Origin of the sequence: Chitinophaga sp. SYP-B3965, from assembly GCF_009647655.1 — a bacterium.
Lineage (GTDB): Bacteria > Bacteroidota > Bacteroidia > Chitinophagales > Chitinophagaceae > Chitinophaga.
In genome coordinates, this window is the sequence record NZ_WJFD01000008.1 from 46,653 (window position 1) to 65,000 (window position 18,348).

General features: G+C 44.5%; 17 protein-coding genes. 7 read left to right on the forward strand and 10 right to left on the reverse strand.

Annotated elements, in window-relative coordinates; all coding sequences use genetic code 11:
* Positions 1 to 8: 8 nt before the first annotated feature.
* The gene (locus tag GFS24_RS27755; protein WP_153665570.1) at positions 9 to 1,250 is read right to left on the reverse strand and encodes a hypothetical protein; all 1,242 of its coding nucleotides are present in this window, start codon (positions 1,248 to 1,250) and stop codon (positions 9 to 11) included.
* Positions 1,251 to 1,540: 290 nt separating this feature from the next.
* Positions 1,541 to 2,530 carry an alpha/beta hydrolase gene (locus GFS24_RS27760; RefSeq protein WP_153665572.1) on the reverse strand — a complete coding sequence of 330 codons (990 nt, stop codon included), beginning with the start codon at positions 2,528 to 2,530 and terminating at the stop codon, positions 1,541 to 1,543.
* Positions 2,531 to 2,645: 115 nt separating this feature from the next.
* Between GFS24_RS27760 and GFS24_RS27765 the strand changes: the two genes are divergently transcribed.
* Complete coding sequence (locus GFS24_RS27765; RefSeq protein WP_153665574.1) at positions 2,646 to 3,008, forward strand: helix-turn-helix domain-containing protein; 363 nt, start codon at positions 2,646 to 2,648, stop codon at positions 3,006 to 3,008.
* Here the strand turns inward: GFS24_RS27765 and GFS24_RS27770 are convergent.
* Complete coding sequence (locus GFS24_RS27770; RefSeq protein WP_253906614.1) at positions 3,005 to 3,205, reverse strand: KTSC domain-containing protein; 201 nt, start codon at positions 3,203 to 3,205, stop codon at positions 3,005 to 3,007. The two genes, GFS24_RS27765 and GFS24_RS27770, sit on opposite strands and share 4 nt — an antisense overlap.
* Before the next feature lie 342 nt (positions 3,206 to 3,547).
* Here GFS24_RS27770 and GFS24_RS27775 point away from each other — a divergent pair, with 342 nt between their 5' ends.
* On the forward strand, positions 3,548 to 6,640 hold the full coding sequence (locus GFS24_RS27775; protein WP_153665576.1) for a TonB-dependent receptor: 3,093 nt from the start codon (positions 3,548 to 3,550) through the stop codon (positions 6,638 to 6,640).
* Between the two features lie 17 nt (positions 6,641 to 6,657).
* Positions 6,658 to 8,355 (forward strand): RagB/SusD family nutrient uptake outer membrane protein, encoded by a 1,698-nt coding sequence (locus tag GFS24_RS27780; protein ID WP_153665578.1) that lies wholly within the window; start codon positions 6,658 to 6,660, stop codon positions 8,353 to 8,355.
* A 60-nt stretch (positions 8,356 to 8,415) separates the two neighbouring features.
* Here the strand turns inward: GFS24_RS27780 and GFS24_RS27785 are convergent, their stop codons facing one another.
* Genes GFS24_RS27785 through GFS24_RS27805 form a run of 5 tightly spaced genes read right to left on the reverse strand, consistent with a single transcriptional unit; the run spans position 8,416 to position 12,364 of the window.
* The gene (locus GFS24_RS27785) at positions 8,416 to 9,129 is read right to left on the reverse strand and encodes a hypothetical protein (RefSeq protein ID WP_153665580.1); all 714 of its coding nucleotides are present in this window, start codon (positions 9,127 to 9,129) and stop codon (positions 8,416 to 8,418) included.
* A gap of 54 nt (positions 9,130 to 9,183) precedes the next feature.
* Positions 9,184 to 10,191 carry a hypothetical protein gene (locus GFS24_RS27790; protein WP_153665582.1) on the reverse strand — a complete coding sequence of 336 codons (1,008 nt, stop codon included), beginning with the start codon at positions 10,189 to 10,191 and terminating at the stop codon, positions 9,184 to 9,186.
* Between the two features lie 3 nt (positions 10,192 to 10,194).
* On the reverse strand, positions 10,195 to 10,926 hold the full coding sequence (locus GFS24_RS27795; RefSeq protein ID WP_153665584.1) for a hypothetical protein: 732 nt from the start codon (positions 10,924 to 10,926) through the stop codon (positions 10,195 to 10,197).
* Position 10,927: 1 nt separating this feature from the next.
* The gene (locus tag GFS24_RS27800; protein WP_153665586.1) at positions 10,928 to 11,677 is read right to left on the reverse strand and encodes an HmuY family protein; all 750 of its coding nucleotides are present in this window, start codon (positions 11,675 to 11,677) and stop codon (positions 10,928 to 10,930) included.
* Between the two features lie 9 nt (positions 11,678 to 11,686).
* Complete coding sequence (locus tag GFS24_RS27805; protein ID WP_153665588.1) at positions 11,687 to 12,364, reverse strand: HmuY family protein; 678 nt, start codon at positions 12,362 to 12,364, stop codon at positions 11,687 to 11,689.
* 157 nt (positions 12,365 to 12,521) lie between these two features.
* Between GFS24_RS27805 and GFS24_RS27810 the strand changes: the two genes are divergently transcribed.
* Entirely contained in the window at positions 12,522 to 12,851 is a 330-nt protein-coding gene (locus GFS24_RS27810; RefSeq protein ID WP_153665590.1) for an antibiotic biosynthesis monooxygenase, read from the forward strand.
* Positions 12,852 to 13,002: 151 nt separating this feature from the next.
* Here the strand turns inward: GFS24_RS27810 and GFS24_RS27815 are convergent, their stop codons facing one another.
* Positions 13,003 to 13,974: a helix-turn-helix domain-containing protein gene (locus GFS24_RS27815; RefSeq protein ID WP_153665592.1), complete on the reverse strand. Its 972-nt coding sequence runs from the start codon at positions 13,972 to 13,974 to the stop codon at positions 13,003 to 13,005.
* Positions 13,975 to 14,202: 228 nt separating this feature from the next.
* On the opposite strand from GFS24_RS27815, the gene GFS24_RS27820 reads away from it, so the two are divergent.
* Together GFS24_RS27820 and GFS24_RS29295 are read left to right on the forward strand one after the other, a co-directional pair.
* Positions 14,203 to 16,284, forward strand: coding sequence for a TonB-dependent siderophore receptor (locus tag GFS24_RS27820; protein WP_153665594.1), 2,082 nt, complete (start codon positions 14,203 to 14,205; stop codon positions 16,282 to 16,284).
* A 244-nt stretch (positions 16,285 to 16,528) separates the two neighbouring features.
* Complete coding sequence (locus tag GFS24_RS29295; RefSeq protein ID WP_153665596.1) at positions 16,529 to 17,092, forward strand: DUF6496 domain-containing protein; 564 nt, start codon at positions 16,529 to 16,531, stop codon at positions 17,090 to 17,092.
* Between the two features lie 144 nt (positions 17,093 to 17,236).
* On the opposite strand, the gene GFS24_RS27830 is transcribed toward GFS24_RS29295, so the two are convergent.
* Positions 17,237 to 17,518 (reverse strand): hypothetical protein, encoded by a 282-nt coding sequence (locus tag GFS24_RS27830; RefSeq protein WP_153665598.1) that lies wholly within the window; start codon positions 17,516 to 17,518, stop codon positions 17,237 to 17,239.
* A gap of 146 nt (positions 17,519 to 17,664) precedes the next feature.
* On the opposite strand from GFS24_RS27830, the gene GFS24_RS27835 reads away from it, so the two are divergent.
* Positions 17,665 to 18,339 (forward strand): FadR/GntR family transcriptional regulator, encoded by a 675-nt coding sequence (locus GFS24_RS27835; RefSeq protein ID WP_153665600.1) that lies wholly within the window; start codon positions 17,665 to 17,667, stop codon positions 18,337 to 18,339.
* Positions 18,340 to 18,348: the final 9 nt, after the last annotated feature.

Genomic DNA, 18,348 nt, shown 5'->3' on the forward strand with positions numbered 1-18,348 from the left:
GTCATGGCTTATTTCTTGATCACATACCAGTTCGTGCCGTCTGTTTGCAGGGTTACAAAGGTCCAGTCGTTGTAGATAATATAACTGCTGCCGCCATCAATACTGCCGGCAGTAGGAGCAATAGTGACCGCATTATCAATTCCACCGGTACCGATCTTTTTTATCGTATACATTCGTCCGTTGAGACCACTGGGGCTGGGTAATGTGATGGTAAATGCACCTCCTGAAGCATCAGCCAATATTGTATTGTCTGCAGCGGTAGCGGTATAATTTGCCGTTTTATTTGTGATATTAGTAGCCATGGAACCATTCACCTGGAAGGTAGAATTAGCTGCAGTCCCTTGTGCAAGCCCAACAGTTAATGAATCACGGAAATTCTTGGCACCACCAAATGTTTGTGTGGCAATGGATACACCACCGGGATTGGTAGCATCTGCCGGATGCAGTTTGATGGAATCACTGGCAATACTGATACCACTTGGATTGGTGAGCGTAGCAAAACCTGTTTTCAATATTCTGAAACGTGCAGCAGAATCAAAACGCGTCCAGTCGCTCAGCGATAGTAAACCACGGGAGGTGGTACCATTTCCATTCTGTGTGGGAAGATTAAAAGTATGGACACCCGCAGCAGAGTTAATGGCAAGATCAACCGTAACAGCACTATCCACCCTGAAGGTTTGCACAGAATCCCGCTGCCCGTTGAGTGAAACAATAGCATTGCTGAAAGCAGCTGCAGACATGGTTCTTTGCAACAGTGTACCTGTTACCGGATCTATCACCAATACCTGCACCTGGTCTGTACCATTGGCAATTGTACCGGGCGCCACTTTAATACTGCCAGCTCCGGTAACACGCAAACGTTCTGTGTTATTGGTTTTAAAGATCAACGGCTGTTGATTGAGGCTGCCGAGGAAATTAATAGCAGAATCCAGTCCGGCGTTTCCTTTGATGTTCCAGTTACTGCTGTTTCCTACACTGTCCGCAGACATGCGTTGCCATAAATTATTCTTCCTGATAAATAAACTGGCGGAGTCTAACACATAAATGATCATACCATCCGGGGCTGTGTTAAGGGGAGCAGTAGTAAGATTTCCTCCCGGTATCCTGGGCAGCAGGAGACCTTGTCTTTCAGATTCGAGTTCAAGAATGGATGATTTGTTGATCTGGCTTGGATTGGACCCGACCTTCAGCTGTGCAGATGCGATACTGCTGAATAACAGCAATAGCACTGCAAATGCAATGTTCTTCATGGTAGTAGATTTTGAATATTTCAAGTTTGGAAAAAGCAGCTAATCAAATTGGTGAGGCAATTTTTCATGAGGAATACTAAACATGACTACATAGCAGATCCACTTACTCGTAAGTCACTTGCTTAGTTATTAAAATTTGCTGCTTAGGCGGGGTTCAAATAGTGGTGGTTACAGTTGTGTGTTTCGGATTTATGGTTACGTAATATTCAAATAGGACATGAAAATAAGAATTTTAGCCCATATGGCAAAATAGATACATTTGCGGGATACAACAGTACCCCGCAAATACCTTATCCCAAATATTTCTTCAGTTCTGCTGCCGCATGTAATATCAGGGAACGCGTGGCTGGAATATCCGCAATGCCGTTCAGCAATCCAAAATCATGGATCACGCCATTATAACGGACAGTGGTCACCGTTACACCCGCTTCATCCAGTTTACGGCCATATGCTTCCCCTTCATCCCGTAAAATATCATTCTCCGCTACCTGGATAAATGCGGGAGGTAATCCCTTTAATTGTTCAACAGTAGCTTGTAACGGAGAGGCATATATTTCCTTTCGTTGCGCCGGGTCTGTTGTATAATTATCATACAACCATTTCATCAGGGAAGTGGTCAGGAAACGCTGTTCACCAAAGAGCTGATAAGATTCCGTTGTAAAATCCGCATCTACAATAGGCCATAATAAGATCTGCAATTTGATCTTTGGCCCTCCGTTTTCTTTTGCCTTCAAAGTGGTCACCGCTGTCATATTTCCACCAACACTATTTCCTACTACGGCCAGGTTTTTACCATCCACATTTATTTCGTCTCCATGTTCCGCTACCCATTTTGTAGCAGCATAGATCTCATTCACCGCCTGCGGATATTTCGCATCCGGGGAAGGGGTATAATTAACAAATACCGAGGCATAACCAGATGTCACCACCAGGTCCCGGACCAGCCTTTTGTGGGTAGGAAAATCCCCAAGTACCCAACCGCCACCGTGAATAAAGATAAACACCGGCAGTTTGCCTGAAGCCCCTTCTGGCCGTACGATGTGTAATTTGATGGTAAATCCATCTGTCGTAATGGTCTTCTCAGACACGTCGATCCCTGATTCATCCACCTTTACGGAAGATTGTACACTCACCAGTACATTGCGTGCATCCGCTACCGGCAAACTTTCCACGGGAGGGCCTCCGCCGTTCAGGGTTTTTAAGAATTCTTTCACGGCAGGGCTAAGATGGGGGTCAGACAAATAGTCCTGGGGTTTTACGGGTTGATTTGTGTTGCTCATAAGACGAGATTTGGGTGAAACTTACAGCCGCAACATCAGTGCCAGAAGCCATAGGGATAAAATTTTCCCTACTCTCCGGTATGGTTAATAACCAGCTGATCTTTATCTTTATGATATGTATGTAAAAAAGATCCCGGAGAACCCGGAATGCGGTATTGAAATTGCCATCAAGGTATTGGGTGGTAAATGGAAACCTTGCATCATAGATGCCATTAACCGCGGATACAGAAGACCCAGTGAAATACACCGGTACATCCCGCATGCCAGTCCGCGTGTGATCAATATGCAATTGCGGGAACTGGAAGAATACTGCATGGTCTCCAAAAAAGTATACGACGAAGTACCACTTAAAGTGGAATACTACCTCACAGACCTGGGACAAAGCATCGTGCCCATCATTGAAGCCATGGATGCCTGGGGAGAAGAAAGGCGTGAACTGATCACCCGCATAGACGAAGAATTGCAGAGCGTAGCTTAAACAGCTTTGAATGCATACTTCCCTTTAATATTTTCATTTAAGAACTTCCCCTTAGAGAAAGCCTCTTTCATTTCCTCGTACACATTTTCCGGCACGTTCAGATAAGCATATACTTTGCCCGAGAGAAAGGTAACATACAACCTTTCCTTTTTGCTATTGTAAGCGAACTTTTTGATAACCGTAGATGGCATATCCATCTCCCCCAAATCACATGCCCTTTCAAAAATAAGAAGTGTTAAAAAAACACCTGCATCGGTTAAAATCAGTCCATTTTCACATTTGAAAATTCAGCAACTTTAATACAAGTTTTCCATCGGGTAAAAAGTCCGGTGGTGGCCTGTTTACAATTACCAGAGTGCGAAAGCGCTCATTTTTGACCCGGTATTTGCAAACGTTTGCACAGATCAGAACTGTTAATTTAATTCCACTTATTATGAAAACATAGGCCTTGTCTGCCTGTGCGGCATTCTATGCGCTGCACTTGTCAGAAAACCCGTGCATTTTTTACATCTCCCTCCTTCATTTTTAAAATCAACGTTATGAGAAACTGGATCATTTCAGTTATGCCGGCAATTCCACCCGGCAAACAACTATTTAAGCTAACTATGTTATGCCTGCTATTTTCTGCTGCTGCATTTTCGCAGGAGAAACAGGTAACTGTAAAAGGAAAAGTAGCGTCCCAAACAGGCGAACCTCTACCCGGAGCCAACATTGGTATTAAAGGAACAACCAATGGCACCGCATCTGATGCCAACGGTAATTTCCAGCTGAACGCACCTGCAAATTCCACGCTCAGGATCACTTACACCGGTTTTATCACGCGTGAATTAAATGTCTCCGCCACTGACATGAATAATGTGACCATTCTGCTAGCCACCAATAAAGGTGAATTGAATGAAGTGGTAGTAGTAGGATATGGTTCCCAGAAAAGATCTGATGTAACCGGCTCCATCTCCTCCATTAATGCACAGGCTTTAAGAGATGTTCCCTCTTCCAACCTCAGCAATACGCTGAAAGGACAGGGTGCTGGTATCGACATCCAGAAGAATGGCGGTAACAGTAAACCCGGCGCCAAACCTGTGATCCTCATCAGGGGCAGCAGGTCGCTCAAAGCCACCAACTCTCCGCTTTTTGTAGTAGATGGTATTCCTTATAATGGAGATATCAACGACCTTAATCCAGACGATGTGGTGTCTGTAGAAGTATTGAAAGATGCATCTGCCACTGCTATTTATGGATCAAGAGGCGCCAACGGGGTGATCCTCGTTTCTACCAAACGTGGCCGCAGTGGCGCAGCACAGATCACTTACAGTGGTTATGCAGGTTTTGTAAAACCCGCCGGCAAATATGATCTGATGAATTCACAGCAATATGCCAGTCTTAAAAAATGGGCTTATCATAATAGTGATAACGTTAAATATAAAACACCGGACGATCCCCAGATCCTCCTGGACGCTTTTGATGCGGAGGAAAGAGCAGGGCTGCTGGCCGGCAGAAATACTGACTGGCAGGACCTCATCTACCGCACTGGTTTGATGACCAATCACCAGATCGGTATTTCAGGAGGTAATGAAAGAACACAGTTCAGCGCTTCCGGCGGATACTTTAAAGAAACAGGTGTTTACTTTGGCCAGTCGTTTGAAAGGTTTACGGTGAAAGCCAGTGTGGATCACCAGATCAATAAAACCTTCAAAGTTGGGGTAAGCTCACTCAATAACTTTTCCACCACAAATGGTGAAAACGCCAACCCAATGGGGCAAGCCCTGAGGGCAAGTCCTATGGCTCCTGCATATGACAGTACCGGCGCGATGATCAATGATTTCGTCGCCGGAAGTGCCAAGCAGATCTGGAATCCTCTGGCCAACTTTGTTCCCGGCGCTTCTGTAGAAAAAAGAAAACGCACGGGTACATTCACCACCGTTTACCTGGATGTAAATATCCTCCCCGGTTTGAAATACCGCTTTAACGGCGGCGCAGAAATAAAGAATGATACTTATGGTGCCTTCTATTCCGCCAAAACCACAGATAACCAGGGTAACCTGAACACGAGTAAAAATGAGTATGTACTGAGCTCCAACTATACATTGGAGCATTTACTCACTTACGATAAAACTTTCCGGAAACACCGTTTCAACCTCACAGGGTTGTACAGTATCCAGGAATCAAATAATCAAACCAACAAGTATAACAACAATTCCCTCTTGTCTGATAACCTGCAATACTTCAACAGCCAGTACGGTCTGAACCTTGCAGGCAGTGGTGCCGCCAATAAATGGAACATCATTTCCTATATGGGCAGGCTGAACTATAATTTCGATGACCGTTACCTGCTTACATTAACCATGCGTACAGATGGTAGTTCCCGTCTTGCTCCGGGCAATAAATACCAGGGATTTCCTTCCGCTGCGGTGGGCTGGAATATCAGCAGGGAAAATTTCCTGAAAGGTGCATCCAATGTATCCAATCTTAAACTACGTGCAAGTGTAGGCCGTGTTGGTAACACAGCCATCGATCCTTATCAGACACTTGGAGCACTGGCGCCTATCACTTATAATTATGGATCAACCAACGTAACGGGTGTTTATTTCAACGCAGCTTCCAACTCCAAACTCACCTGGGAATATACTTCCACCATCAACGCAGGACTTGATTTCGGTTTCTTCAACAACCGTATCACAGGTAGCCTGGAAGTATATAAACAATACACCAACAACCTGCTGCTGCCTCAGAAATTACCTTTCACGACCGGCATTCCCAATGATGTGCTCGTGAACGTAGGTAAAACAGAGAACAAGGGGATTGAAGTACAATTGTCTACGGTGAACATACAGGGTAAGGGCGCCAATGATTTTACCTGGACCTCCAACCTGAACTTCTACATTAACCGTGGAAAGATCACAGAGCTGTATGATGGCATCCAGCAGGATATCAATAACGGCTGGTTTATTGGTCAGCCTATTGGTGTTTATTACGATTATGAACGTATAGGCCTCTGGCAGAACACTAAAGAAGATTCACTCAGCGCATTAGCCTTCAAACAAAAAACAACAGGCCCAACTTCCGTGATCGGGAATATCCGTGTGAGGGATGTGAATGGTGATACAGCTTTCAGTACAGCAGACAGAACGATCATTGGTTCCAACCAACCCAAATGGGAAGGCGGCATGACCAACCGTTTTAGCTATAAAGGCATCGACCTCACCGTGGTAGTATTTGCGAGAATGGGTGGTATGCTGAACAGTAAATTATATGGTGGTGGTTTTGCCAACACCTTCCAGGGTAACTACAATAACCTGAATGTGAATTACTGGACACCCACAAATGGTGAAACGTATTATCCCAAACCCAATAACAGTTCCACCCAAACGCAATACAATTCCACGCTGGGATACATTGATGGCAGCTTCCTGAAGATAAGGAGCATGAGTCTGGGCTACAATCTGCCGGCTTCTTTTGTACAAAGAATGAGAGCACGTTCCATCCGCGTGTATGCCACTGCACAGGATCCGTTTATCCTGTTCTCCGAATACCGTAACAAGTATCATGGCGTAGATCCTGAATCCGCAGGAAATATTAATGCGGATACGCCCGCTACCTGGTCTATGGTATTTGGCATCAACCTTACTTTATAATCTTTCAAATGCGAGTTATGAAAAAGATCATCATATTATGTTTACTGCTTTCCAGCTGTTCCAAAATGCTGGATGAGAAACCAAATTCCACACTCACCCCGGATTTTTATAAATCTGTACAAGGTGTCAATGCTGCACTGGATGCCTCTTATGCCGGTACACGTACACTCTGGGGTTGTGAAGATTACTTTTCACTGGCCACCGTTGCCACAGATGAATTCATGAAAGGTAATGATGGAAACAGCAACATGTTCCTCTATGCACCTACTTATCAAACTAATGACGGAAAGGTACAGGCCTTATGGAAGAACTGTTATACTTATATCAATACCTGCAATGCGGTGATCGATTTTGCACCGGAAGTAGCGGGCATCCCTGCTGACACAAAGAAACGTTTCATTGCAGAGGCCAAGTTCTTACGTGCTAATTATAACTTTGTACTGGTACAATTTTGGGGAGATGTAACCCTGCTGGATAAATTCCAGGACAAAGCCATCACTTCCGCCACCAGGAATCCACAGGCAGAAGTGTTTGAAGCGATCATCAAAGACCTGAAAGAAGCAATTCCTGATCTGCAACCGGCACCAACCACCAAAGGACTGGATCCCGGCAGAGCAAGTGCTGCGGCAGCAAAACATGTGCTGGCAAAAGTATACTTAGCCAGAGCAGGCGGTAAATCGAAAGTAGCTACTGATTACCGAGATGCTTACAACACAGCAGTAGATCTGATCAATACCGCACCTGGTTTAGGTTTGGGACTGTTACCTGATTTCGGGAATATTTTTGCAGAAGGCAATGAAGCGAACATAGAAGTGCTCTGGTCTGTGCAACATACTTCCAGCCTGGCTTACAACGGTTCTCCTGCTCAGGATAACCGTACGCCGGATAATATGCTCGTGCATCTTTTTTCTCCCCTGTATGAGAAAGTAGATGGCATGGCCCGCAACATTCATGATGGCCGTCCTTACATTCGTACGATCCCCACTTTATGGCTGATAGATACCGTATTTAAAGAAAGAGTGAATGACACCAGGTTTGACAAATCTTTCCAGACAGTATGGTATAGTAATAACGCGGCCAGCATTCCGAAATGGCCTGCCACTTTACCTCCCGGTGCTCCGGCTAATGCTGTGCCCGGTGGCCCGAAATTTAAACTGGGGGATACCGCCATTTATATGCCACAGGGAAACAGAACAGCTGCACAGATCGCAGCAGCTTATTATACACTGATCCCTTCCCGTTTGTATAATCCAAGGCTCTCTCCGGCATTAACGAAGTATGTGGATACAAAACGTTCTGACATGAACGCACCTTCCATCAGACCCGTGATCGCATACCGCCTGGCAGAAACTTATCTCGTGGCAGCAGAAGCTGCACTCATGGATGGCCGGCCAGGAGATGCAGTACCTTATCTGAATGCCGTACGTGAAAGAGCTGCTTTCCCCACCGGTAATAAAGCAGCCATGACCATTACGGCAGCTGATGTGAATCTTGATTTTATCCTGGATGAACGTTCCCGTGAACTGGCAGGTGAAAATACAAGGTGGCTGGACCTTATCAGAACAGGACAGTTACAGAAAAGACTGCTATTGCATACGCCGGACAGCCGTGCAAACTTTATCGCACCAAAACATCTGCTGCGGCCTATTCCGCAGGGGCAAATAGATGCGGTAACAACAGGACCAAAGTATCCGCAGAATGAAGGATGGTTCTAACATAAAAAACGGTTGCTCTTACGGGCAACCGTTTTCTTTTACAGCAGCATCTTTTAATGGTTAAGGAATCAACTCCTCGTATCTGAAATTATAATAAGGGAAAGAACCACCGGTCACACCATTCAAATAGATAGATTGGATATCAAATTTGTAAATGGTAGTACCGCTCTTCCATAATAATACTCTGCCGGATACAGGTGTAACAGTATGTCCTGCGCTCCATGCATAAGTATACCAGCCTGCGCCATTAGCATAAGCTAATACTGCCGGAGGAATACCTGTTCCGGTTACATTGTTCATACCGATCACATTAGCACCTGCCGGTGAGCTGCCTGGATTGGATGCTGATGCCCAGTCTGCATACACAACCGTAGCAAAACTTTTATCAATGTATTTGAGAGAATCTGCAGAGGTAATGTCTCCTGTAGCAATACCGGTGAACTTGATCTGGAAGTTAGCAGGGGTACCCGCTTCGTTCACACCAAAGCGCCAGTATAAATTACCATCCGCTGGCTGGCCGGGGCCAGTAGAATATGCTTGTTTGAAATTTGTAACAGTATACACGCTACCGGCACGGGCAATCGTTCCTGATGTTACGCCGGGGCCTGTTATGCTCTGACTGGTTCCGTCAGGAATGGTTACAGACAATGTCTGATCGCGAAGGGTCAGGGATTGTGCATCCACGTCTTTATTCTTGGAGCAGGAAGTCAGGAATAAAGCAGCAGTAGTGGTTAACAACAGTGCTACACGCGAAAGGGTTTTAACTTGTGTCATAGTAATATTGGATTAATAATAAACAATAAGGGTTTTTGATGTGCTGTAATACATTTATAATGGTGTAACCGTAAACGACGTGGCGCCGTCTACATTTACATATACTTTCGTTACTTTACTCCAGTTCCAGAATCCGATGAAATCTGTTATCCGAAGCTGGATGCCGATACCATCTGCATCATAACCACCCAGCTGATAAGTACCCGCTTTAAAAGTGGCGGGGATACGATAAGTGACAGTAGTGGTAGTAGCACTCACCAGTTCCAGCGTTGCTACTTCTTTTTCATTCCAGTTTTCATCGTAAGCATATACCCGTGCTTCTTTCATATCAAAAAAGCCCGTGCCGCTGAATGTGACTGTTTCTCCCTGTTTCACCGTAACAGGTGCTTTTACTTCATTCACTTTGGGTTTTGCACTGGCAGAGTACAGGATCCCAAAGATGGCATTGGGGGAAACAAAAGTGCGTTCTTCACTGACTATCTTTATTTTGTATGCACCCACCTTTATATCATCTGTATTGGGTACTTTGATCCGCATGATGGGAGAACCATCTGCCTGATCTGCAAATTCAATGGGGATCTGTGTTTCTTTGTTAGCGTTATCCACTATATAGAAACGGGTGAGGTTTACATCGCGGGTGAGGTAACGCATTTCCCGGCCATTGTTCACCGTGATCGTTCCCCCTTTGGTAGTAGAATAAGTACCTTCAAATACCTGGATATCCGGTTGGTTGATGATCACTTTTAAGAAATAATCTTTCACGGCACCGCTCTGTGCCTTAACAGAAAACTTTGTGCCTGTGGCGAAAGTTACTTCTGTTCCGGAGGCTGGTGTGACAGTCGCATTTTCAGATACTGTTATCTGTGGTGTTATCTTTGCCGGTTTGGACAGATAAGAAGGCCAGTACACAATGATGCTGTCGTTATGAAAAGAAGCATTGATCTTTTCATTCTCTCCGGCAGTGATGCTCAGTAATTCGATGCTGTTATATGGATAAGGTGCGTATTCCGTTTCCTTTTTGCAGGAAGCAAAAACCAGCAGTATTAATATAATTTTCTTCATGATCTATGGCAGTTTATTGATACGGATGGGAAATGTAGTGGTCACTTTTTTCGAGTAAGAATAAACGCGCAGTTTATATAATCCCGTAGCAGGCAATGCCACTAACATGGGGTCCGGTGTGGTGAGGTAATTGGTCAGTGTAATATTGAGACTGTTCAGATCGTTGGTGTTGGTGGTAGAGATATTAAATGGCGGAAACTCTTTTCCCGCTTCATCTACCAGTACTACTTTCAGCAGGTCATGGTTCTCATGGAAACTGGTTCCTTTCAGATCAATGCTGATGGTGGAAAAATTAATACTTGTGCTGATGGCATATGTTTTCACATCCGTTGCACTGCTCAATTCCTTCAGCGTTAAAGCCGGCTGCTGTACAGTGATCTTCAGTGTATAGGTTTTTTTCTTCCCGCTTTTACCGGTAACGGTATATTTGAGATCACGTCCCTTCTGAAAAACTTCCAGGAGGTTTTCGATCAATGTACCCGTACCAGGTTGAACTGTGGCGCCGGTACTTACTTTGATCTCCGGTTCCAGCACGATCAGCTGTTTGTAAAAAGGCAGGTATACCGTTATGCTGGAATCAGCATCGTGGACTGTGCCATAGATCGGATCGCCCTGTACGTTCACGATCTTGTATTCCGTGATCCTGTTATCAGCCTCCGCGGGTGGGGCAATAGTATCCGTTTTGGTGCACCCTGCTATGGCAAGGAGCATCATCACCTTTAAAAATCTGTTCATGTTACTTGATATCTAAGTTTTTGCTGCCATCCATCTGGATAGCGTATTTGAATGTTACAAATCCTGGTTTGTTATCTCTCGTAGGGTCTTCAGGATTGTCTTTGTAAATGTTTTCGATCATCACTTTTGCATAATGGCCTTTATGTGTTTTCACAATGATCACACGGGGCATGGTATACACGATATGCGATTTTTTAGCATTACCCGGAAACAGGGCGCCATAGAAATCATAATATCCCCAGCCATCTGCTTCTCCCTGGAAATGATCCAGACCAATATCACGGGTGCCCAACTTACTCTCGTCCGGCACAGTTTTCACGGCATCAAAAGCTGTGTTGAAAAGTGATCTGGGAATAGGGAGGGTCTTCGGCTTGAAGTTGAGCGTATCATAATACTGTGCATCAAACTTCCTGTCTACTACCACATAAACCCTTGCGTTGCCGGGCCCGCCATAAGCAGGAGAACCAACTGCGGCACCGTTATTAGGATATACACTGCTGTTATAGATACCATAGAATACAATATCCCATCTGCCGGTTTGCCGTTGTGATTCCGGGATCACTTTGTTCTCTTCCAGGCTGTAATACATGGATACTGCGTTGCCTGCAGAAGTTGCAGTTGTATCTGCCACCAGGTTTACTACCCTGTAAACACCGGTGGGTAATGAATTTCCGGGTTCAATCGGCGGTGTGTCTTTTTTAGAACAGGCTGCCAAAACAAAACAGGCTATTAGTAATATTTTAAACTTCATAAACACGGATTAATTGGTCTTTAAATTTCTGCTGCCGTCTTCCTGCACGAAGTATTTAAACGTGAGGTAAGGAGCAGGCCAGAAAAGATCTGTTACAACAGGCGGATTGCCTTTGTAGATATTCAGTAAAGCGAGTTTGGCAAATTTCCCGGTAGCTGTTTTTACAATAAATGTTCTGTTGCGCACCGGTACACAGATGTGATTGCTGAGGGAATAAAAATACCAGCCGAATCCATTGCCGCTATCCCAGCCAACTCCCGCTACGCCTTTCTGTTCAAACTCCGTATCCGCGGGGGCTTCCAATACCTGGTCGTATGTTTTTTCTACAATGATCATCCTGCCAACACCTGGCCCGCCAAATCCTGGTGTGCCTGCGATGCTGCCGTTATTGGTGACCACGTAAGAGTTATATTCCTTTGTAAAGGCCAGATCCCAATCCGCATTCTTCAGATATTGCAGGGAATCCGCTTCCGTTTTGATGATGCGCGTCTGCTTGTTTTTAAATTGAAAAGTGATGCTGTAGAACGGGCGTTTTTCTTTGCCGTCTACATCGTCTCCCATAGAAGCACCAATGTCTCCCTGCATGTCTTCCACCAGCACACTCCGGGTGTCCGTGAGAGCCGGCGAATTATTATCTTTGCTACAGGCTGTTAGAAAAAGTATAACAGCACATACGATGTATTTCATGCTGCAAAATTGCACCGGCTCATTCACCAATTAGGGAGAAATGGCAACCTCGCGCGGAATCTTTCCATTATTCCGTTTAGGGTAATTGTTATTCCCGGATAGGCGCGTGACATTCGTGTGACAGTCATACTTTTGTCATAATTAAATCACATTTTTTATGAACAAGAATTTTGTAGCCATTAACTACATTCAATGTAATAGCGATTTTCAGGAGCGGTTTGAACAGCTTTTCGCGACCCGCGCACATGCAATAGACACCATGCCCGGCTTTGTAAACATGCATGTATTACGCCCTGCCAAAGAGGGAGATGCTTACCTGATCGTGAGTTATTGGGAAACGGAGCAATCCTTTAAAGACTGGATGAAATCAGAAGCATTCATCAGCGGGCACAAACGGGGTTTTGAAGAAATAGCCAAAGCAAAAGCCGAAGGCAAACCTGCTCCGATGACGAGCGACTTTAAAATTTACCAGGTAATCAGTGAATAAATGGAAACAACCACCACTAAGCAGAAAGTAATGAAATGGCTGAAGCGACTGGGCTTCTGGGGATTTCTCTTCTTTTTAATAAAGGGGTTGCTTTGGCTTGTATTTATATACTGGTTGGCAAAATAAATGAAATGGTAGAGTAGCCGGCACTTTACCTTTTCATTATTCCCGGAGAAAATCCAAAATGCTTCTTGAAGGCCCTCGTAAAATGGGCAGTATGTTTGTAACCCGATAAATAAGCCACTTCAGATACGGCTTTTCCCTGCGTCAGTAATTCCCTCGCATGCGTCATCTTGATATTTTGCAGATAACCATATACTGTTGTACCGAACACCTGTTTAAAATGACTCTTCAGATAGGCATCGTTTGTTCCTACCTGGTGACTCAGGTCAATTAATGTACAGGGGCTGTTGATGTTCTTAATAATAATATCCCGCGCCATATGCATCCGCTCAATGTCCTCTTTCTTTAATGCCCGCGTATCACTCTTCGCCATCCCGCTGATCTGTTCGTACTGGGATAACTGGATAGCCAGCAGTTCTGTTGTTTTCGCTTTAAGATACAATTGTTTGTAACGCCCGTCCAATGGACAGTTGAGCATATCGTACAGGATAGCGCTGATGTTGGACGCCAGTGGCAGGTTCACATCGCTTAAACGGGTGGGGGTATTATCAGCAATACTTTTAGAGAAGATAGGAAACAACGGATGTTCCTCCGGCAGGAAATTAAACACCAGTTCCGGGCTCACACCTAATTCAAATATTTCCAGCTGTTCATCTGCCTGCCAGTTGAGATGGATCTCCTGCTCAGGGAAGAACAGGTAATTATATTGGTGCTTTTGAAAGGATGCCAGTTTGGTAAGATCACTGCCGGTAGTATAACTTTTGTTTCCGCTTAAAGTATAACTGATCTGCAAAAAAGGGTTCATGTTTTTAAAAACTACTTCTCCTTCCTGGCTCGATTTAATATTATAATAGCCGAAGTTGATGCCATCCGGGCTCAGCATTTCATACACAGAACCGGTATGGCCATTCTCCGTCAGCGCTTTTCTTCGCTCTCTCAGGTTACCAGATCCGCTTATGTCGAAAGCGCATTTTATTTCATTGGAAAGAAGGGCACACAAAGTCTTTGATTTTGCTATACGGCAATATTATGTCATTCCTGATGGAAAATATTGCACGCAGATTACAATTGATAGTACATGAAAGCAAAAGCCCCTGTCAGCCAATGTTTGCGGATAAAATGTTTCCGTTTATGGTAAATTATTTTCCGCATTTGAGGGGCGCCATTCTCCTTATGAGGTAAGTTTTTCTCCGTAGCAGGTGTGTGCGAAAGCGGAACTTTGTTCCCCATGAAAAGGATCCTGATATTGCTGTTTCCTGTTGTTGCCGCCCAAGCCCAGGCGCAAGATACCAATATAAGGTCCCTCCAAACCGTTACCATCACACATCAATTATATAAAAAGCAGGACGATATCATCGATATAAAAAAAGTAGCCAACCCCATTACCATCATTGATAAGAAAATGATCAGGATGATGGGCAGCCGCAGACTGGATGAAGTACTCCGTGAGCAAACCGGCATGGCAATGGTAAATGACCTCGGTGCCGGGAATCGCAGTCTGGGCATACAAATGCAGGGCTTCAGTTCAGAATACATCCTCATCCTTATTAATGGCCAACCCATGACCGGCCGTTTTAATGGCAACTTTGATATCTCCCGCATCAGCGTATCTGATATAGAACGCATAGAAGTGATCAAAGGAGCGGCCAGTAGTTTGTATGGCAGCGAAGCCATGGGTGGGGTGATCAATATCATCACCAAACAAACGGTTACAGATCCGCAGGCCACCGCCAGTTTGCAATATGGCACTTACAATACACTGGATGCTACCCTGCAGGGAGAAACTCCTTTCAACCGCGGGTCCGTGAACATCTCCGGTAGTTATTATAAAACGGATGGCTTCAACGTCAATACACAATATTTAAAAGAAGGCACTACCTCTCCCCCGTATCATAGTATTAACCTGCAAGGGCGCGCACATTATAAACTAAGTGATAAAAGTTCCCTTTATCTCAGCAGCAGGCTGGCAGACCGGCATTCTGTGATGGACCGTTCCTATGGTGCCCAGCCTTTTTCTGACCAACTGGATGAAAAGGATTTCAATACCGCACTTTCCCTCAATACCAATCTGGCCAATGGCTGGCGGTTATTAGGCCGTTACTATATCACGCACTACAAAACAGAACAGGCCGTAAATATTGTGGAAACCGGGAAAGAGTTACAACGCAATGTTTTCTCACAAGTCATCAACCGGCTGGAATTACAGGCGGGTAAAGATTTTCTTTCTGATAAATTGTCCTTTACCGGCGGCCTTGGCGGAGATCATCAACAGATGATCTATAACATGTATAATTACTTCGGTTATGCACAACTGAATTATACCCCCTCCACCAGATACAGTTTCATTGCCGGGTTGCGGTACGACGGAAATAATGTGTATGGCGGAAAACTGAATCCAAGTCTTGGTGCCACCTGGTCTCCTGCTGCCTGGGTAAAGATCAAAACTTCTCTGGGCAAGGGTTTCAAATCTCCTACCTATGCGCAGATGTACCAGGTGTTCACTAATATCACACAAGGTTACACGGTAATCGGAGCTAATAACTTTGAAGAAAAGATAGTGGAATTGCAGAAGGCAGGGCTTGTACAACAGGTATGGGCAAACGCAGCTGGTATCCGTGACTTACAACCGGAAACATCCACTTCCTTCAACTTCGGCGTTAAATTTTCTTTTGCCCGTACTGCTGAGCTGGACATTAATGGCTTCTATAACAAGATCAATAACCTCATCAATACAGAGCAGGTTGGGATCAGCCGTAACGGACAGCAGATCTTTTCTTATTTCAATCTCCGGGATATTTATACCACCGGTGTAGAAGCTGGTTTGAAATACAGTCCGCTGAAAAGATTGACAATTGCTATAGGCTACCAATACCTCATTGCTAAAAACTCCACAATAATAGATTCTATCAAAGGCCGGCATTCTACAGTAAGAACACCGGAAGGAATCCGCACAGCCAGTACCAGTGATTATTTCGGCTTGCCCAACAGGAGTAAACATATGCTGAATGCACAGATATACTACGAATTCAAACCCTGGGGCATCACAGCTTCTCTGCGTGTTGGATACAGAGGAAAATATGGTTTCCTGGATATTGACAATAATGGGTACATCGATAAATACGATGTGTTTGTAAATGGATATACACTCCTGCATGCGGCCATTCAAAAATCATTATTCCGGGAAATGTTGACCCTTCGCCTCTCCGTAGATAACATCACCAATCATACAGATTATTTAATGCCTTCTCAGCCAGGTAGGATATTAATGGGCGGGTTTATCTTTAACCTGCGGAAAAATTCAGTAAATTAGGGTACAAACTGTAACCCATGAACAAATTTATCAGAGCATTGATTGCCGGATATGGCGCAAAGAAATTAGGTGGTGGTTGTCTTGGTACGGTGGTGGTCTTCATAATTATCTATCTGGCGTTGGGTCATTGTAACTAGGCCGGTCTCCTTTGGCATAATATTTTCCCCTCTTATCATCTATTGCAGCATCAACATAAATGATGACTGTGGTGGGGTGATTTCTCTACATTTAAACCTTAACAACCATGAAAACGAAGAAAAATGAAGTGGAGTATAATTTGCTGGATGTTTTAAATGTACTTATTTATAAACCCATTAAAAAAAGTATCATGGCAAAGTATTCTCAAAAAGCAGAAGAGAAGGTGGAGAAAGTGATGCATGAAATGAAGGAAGGGAAATTAAGGAGTGGTAGCAAAACAGGTCCGAAAGTGACCAACCCTAAACAGGCTATTGCGATTGCATTATCTGAAGCGAGGGAAGCGGGAGCGAAGGTTCCTAAGAAGACGGCGGCGAAAAAGGCTGCACCGAAGAAAGCGGCGGCGAAAAAGGCTACAGGAAAGAAAGCTACCACAAAGAAAGCCGCGGCAAAAAAGGCTGCACCGAAGAAAGCGGCTGCGAAAAAGGCTTCTGGAAAGAAAGCTGCGGCGAAGAAAACCACTGGCAAAAAAGCAGCAGTGAAGAAGGCGGCACCAAAGAAAGCGGCTGCTAAAAAAGCTACACCAAAGAAAGCAACCGCCAAAAAAGCGGCACCTAAAAAAGCTGCGGCAAAGAAAGCTACAGCTAAAAAAGGCACCAGCAAGAAAAGCTAGTACAAAGAACTAAAATAAAGAAAGGCAAACCATTAGCTCAAATCAATAACAGCATCACACCGCCCACTAATTTATTACAATAATAATACCTGGTGAATGACCATAAGATCATTCGCCAGGTATTATCAAATATTTAAAGAACTTCTACTCCTCATCGTCTTCATCATCCTCTTCATCTTCTTCCAGCCACTCCATGTAAGAGAAATACCAGTCTTCTAATTCATCCAGCAATTCCTGCTTTTTCTCCGGCTCTCCATGAAAGTATTCTTCCACGTTATCAATTTCTTCCACGATATCGATATAAGCCATCTCTTCATCTTCTTCTACACGTTTGGCAAAGAACCGTGGTTTCTCCGTATGGAAGATGTATTCATTATCCGGATCTGTAACGGGATCATCTGCAATCATGAATTTAGGTAGTGCCATTGGTCAAAATTTTAATTGATAACTAAAGGACTACAAAAATATGGATTATCTGATTAAGATATTCCCCCTTTTCAAATAAATTAACACTAAGCATCATGCATTTTGAACAATGAAAAAAAGATGTACTTTTGCAATCATCTGATGATATGACGATTACTTCTGTAACATATGTAAAGCGTAAAAACCTGGCAGATGAAGTAGCCGGACACCTGCAACAGCAGATCTGTTCCCGCAAATATGCCATCGGTCAGCAACTCCCCACAGAGCCTGAACTAATGACACAGTTTGGCGTTGGCCGCTCCACTATCCGGGAAGCAGTAAGGCTTTTAGTCAATGCAGGCCTCGTAAGAGTACAACAAGGACTGGGTACTTTCATCATCTCTCACCAGGCTATGGGAGAACCCCTCGCCCAACGTTTTCACCGCGCTCACTTCCAGGACCTTAACGAAGTACGGCTGTTACTGGAAGTAAAGATCGCCGAGAAAGCTGCACTCCACCGCACAAAAGAGGACATCACCCAAATGAAGGCTTTCCTCAAAAAAAGAGCAGAACACGCAAAAGCACAAAATGTAGATGCCTGTATGCAGGCGGACATTGACTTCCATACCAGCATTGCTGTGGCATCCAAAAATGAGATCATGGTGGATCTCTATAAAACCATCGCCACACATCTGAAACAATCTTTCAAGGAAAACTATGCAGATACCAAACCTTTCCTGGAATCACAGGACCTGCATAAGAGCCTCCTGCAAAGCATCATAGACAAAGACTCCGCACAGGCGCTGTTATGGGCTACCCGTATCAGCACCCACGCGAAATAACAAAAACAT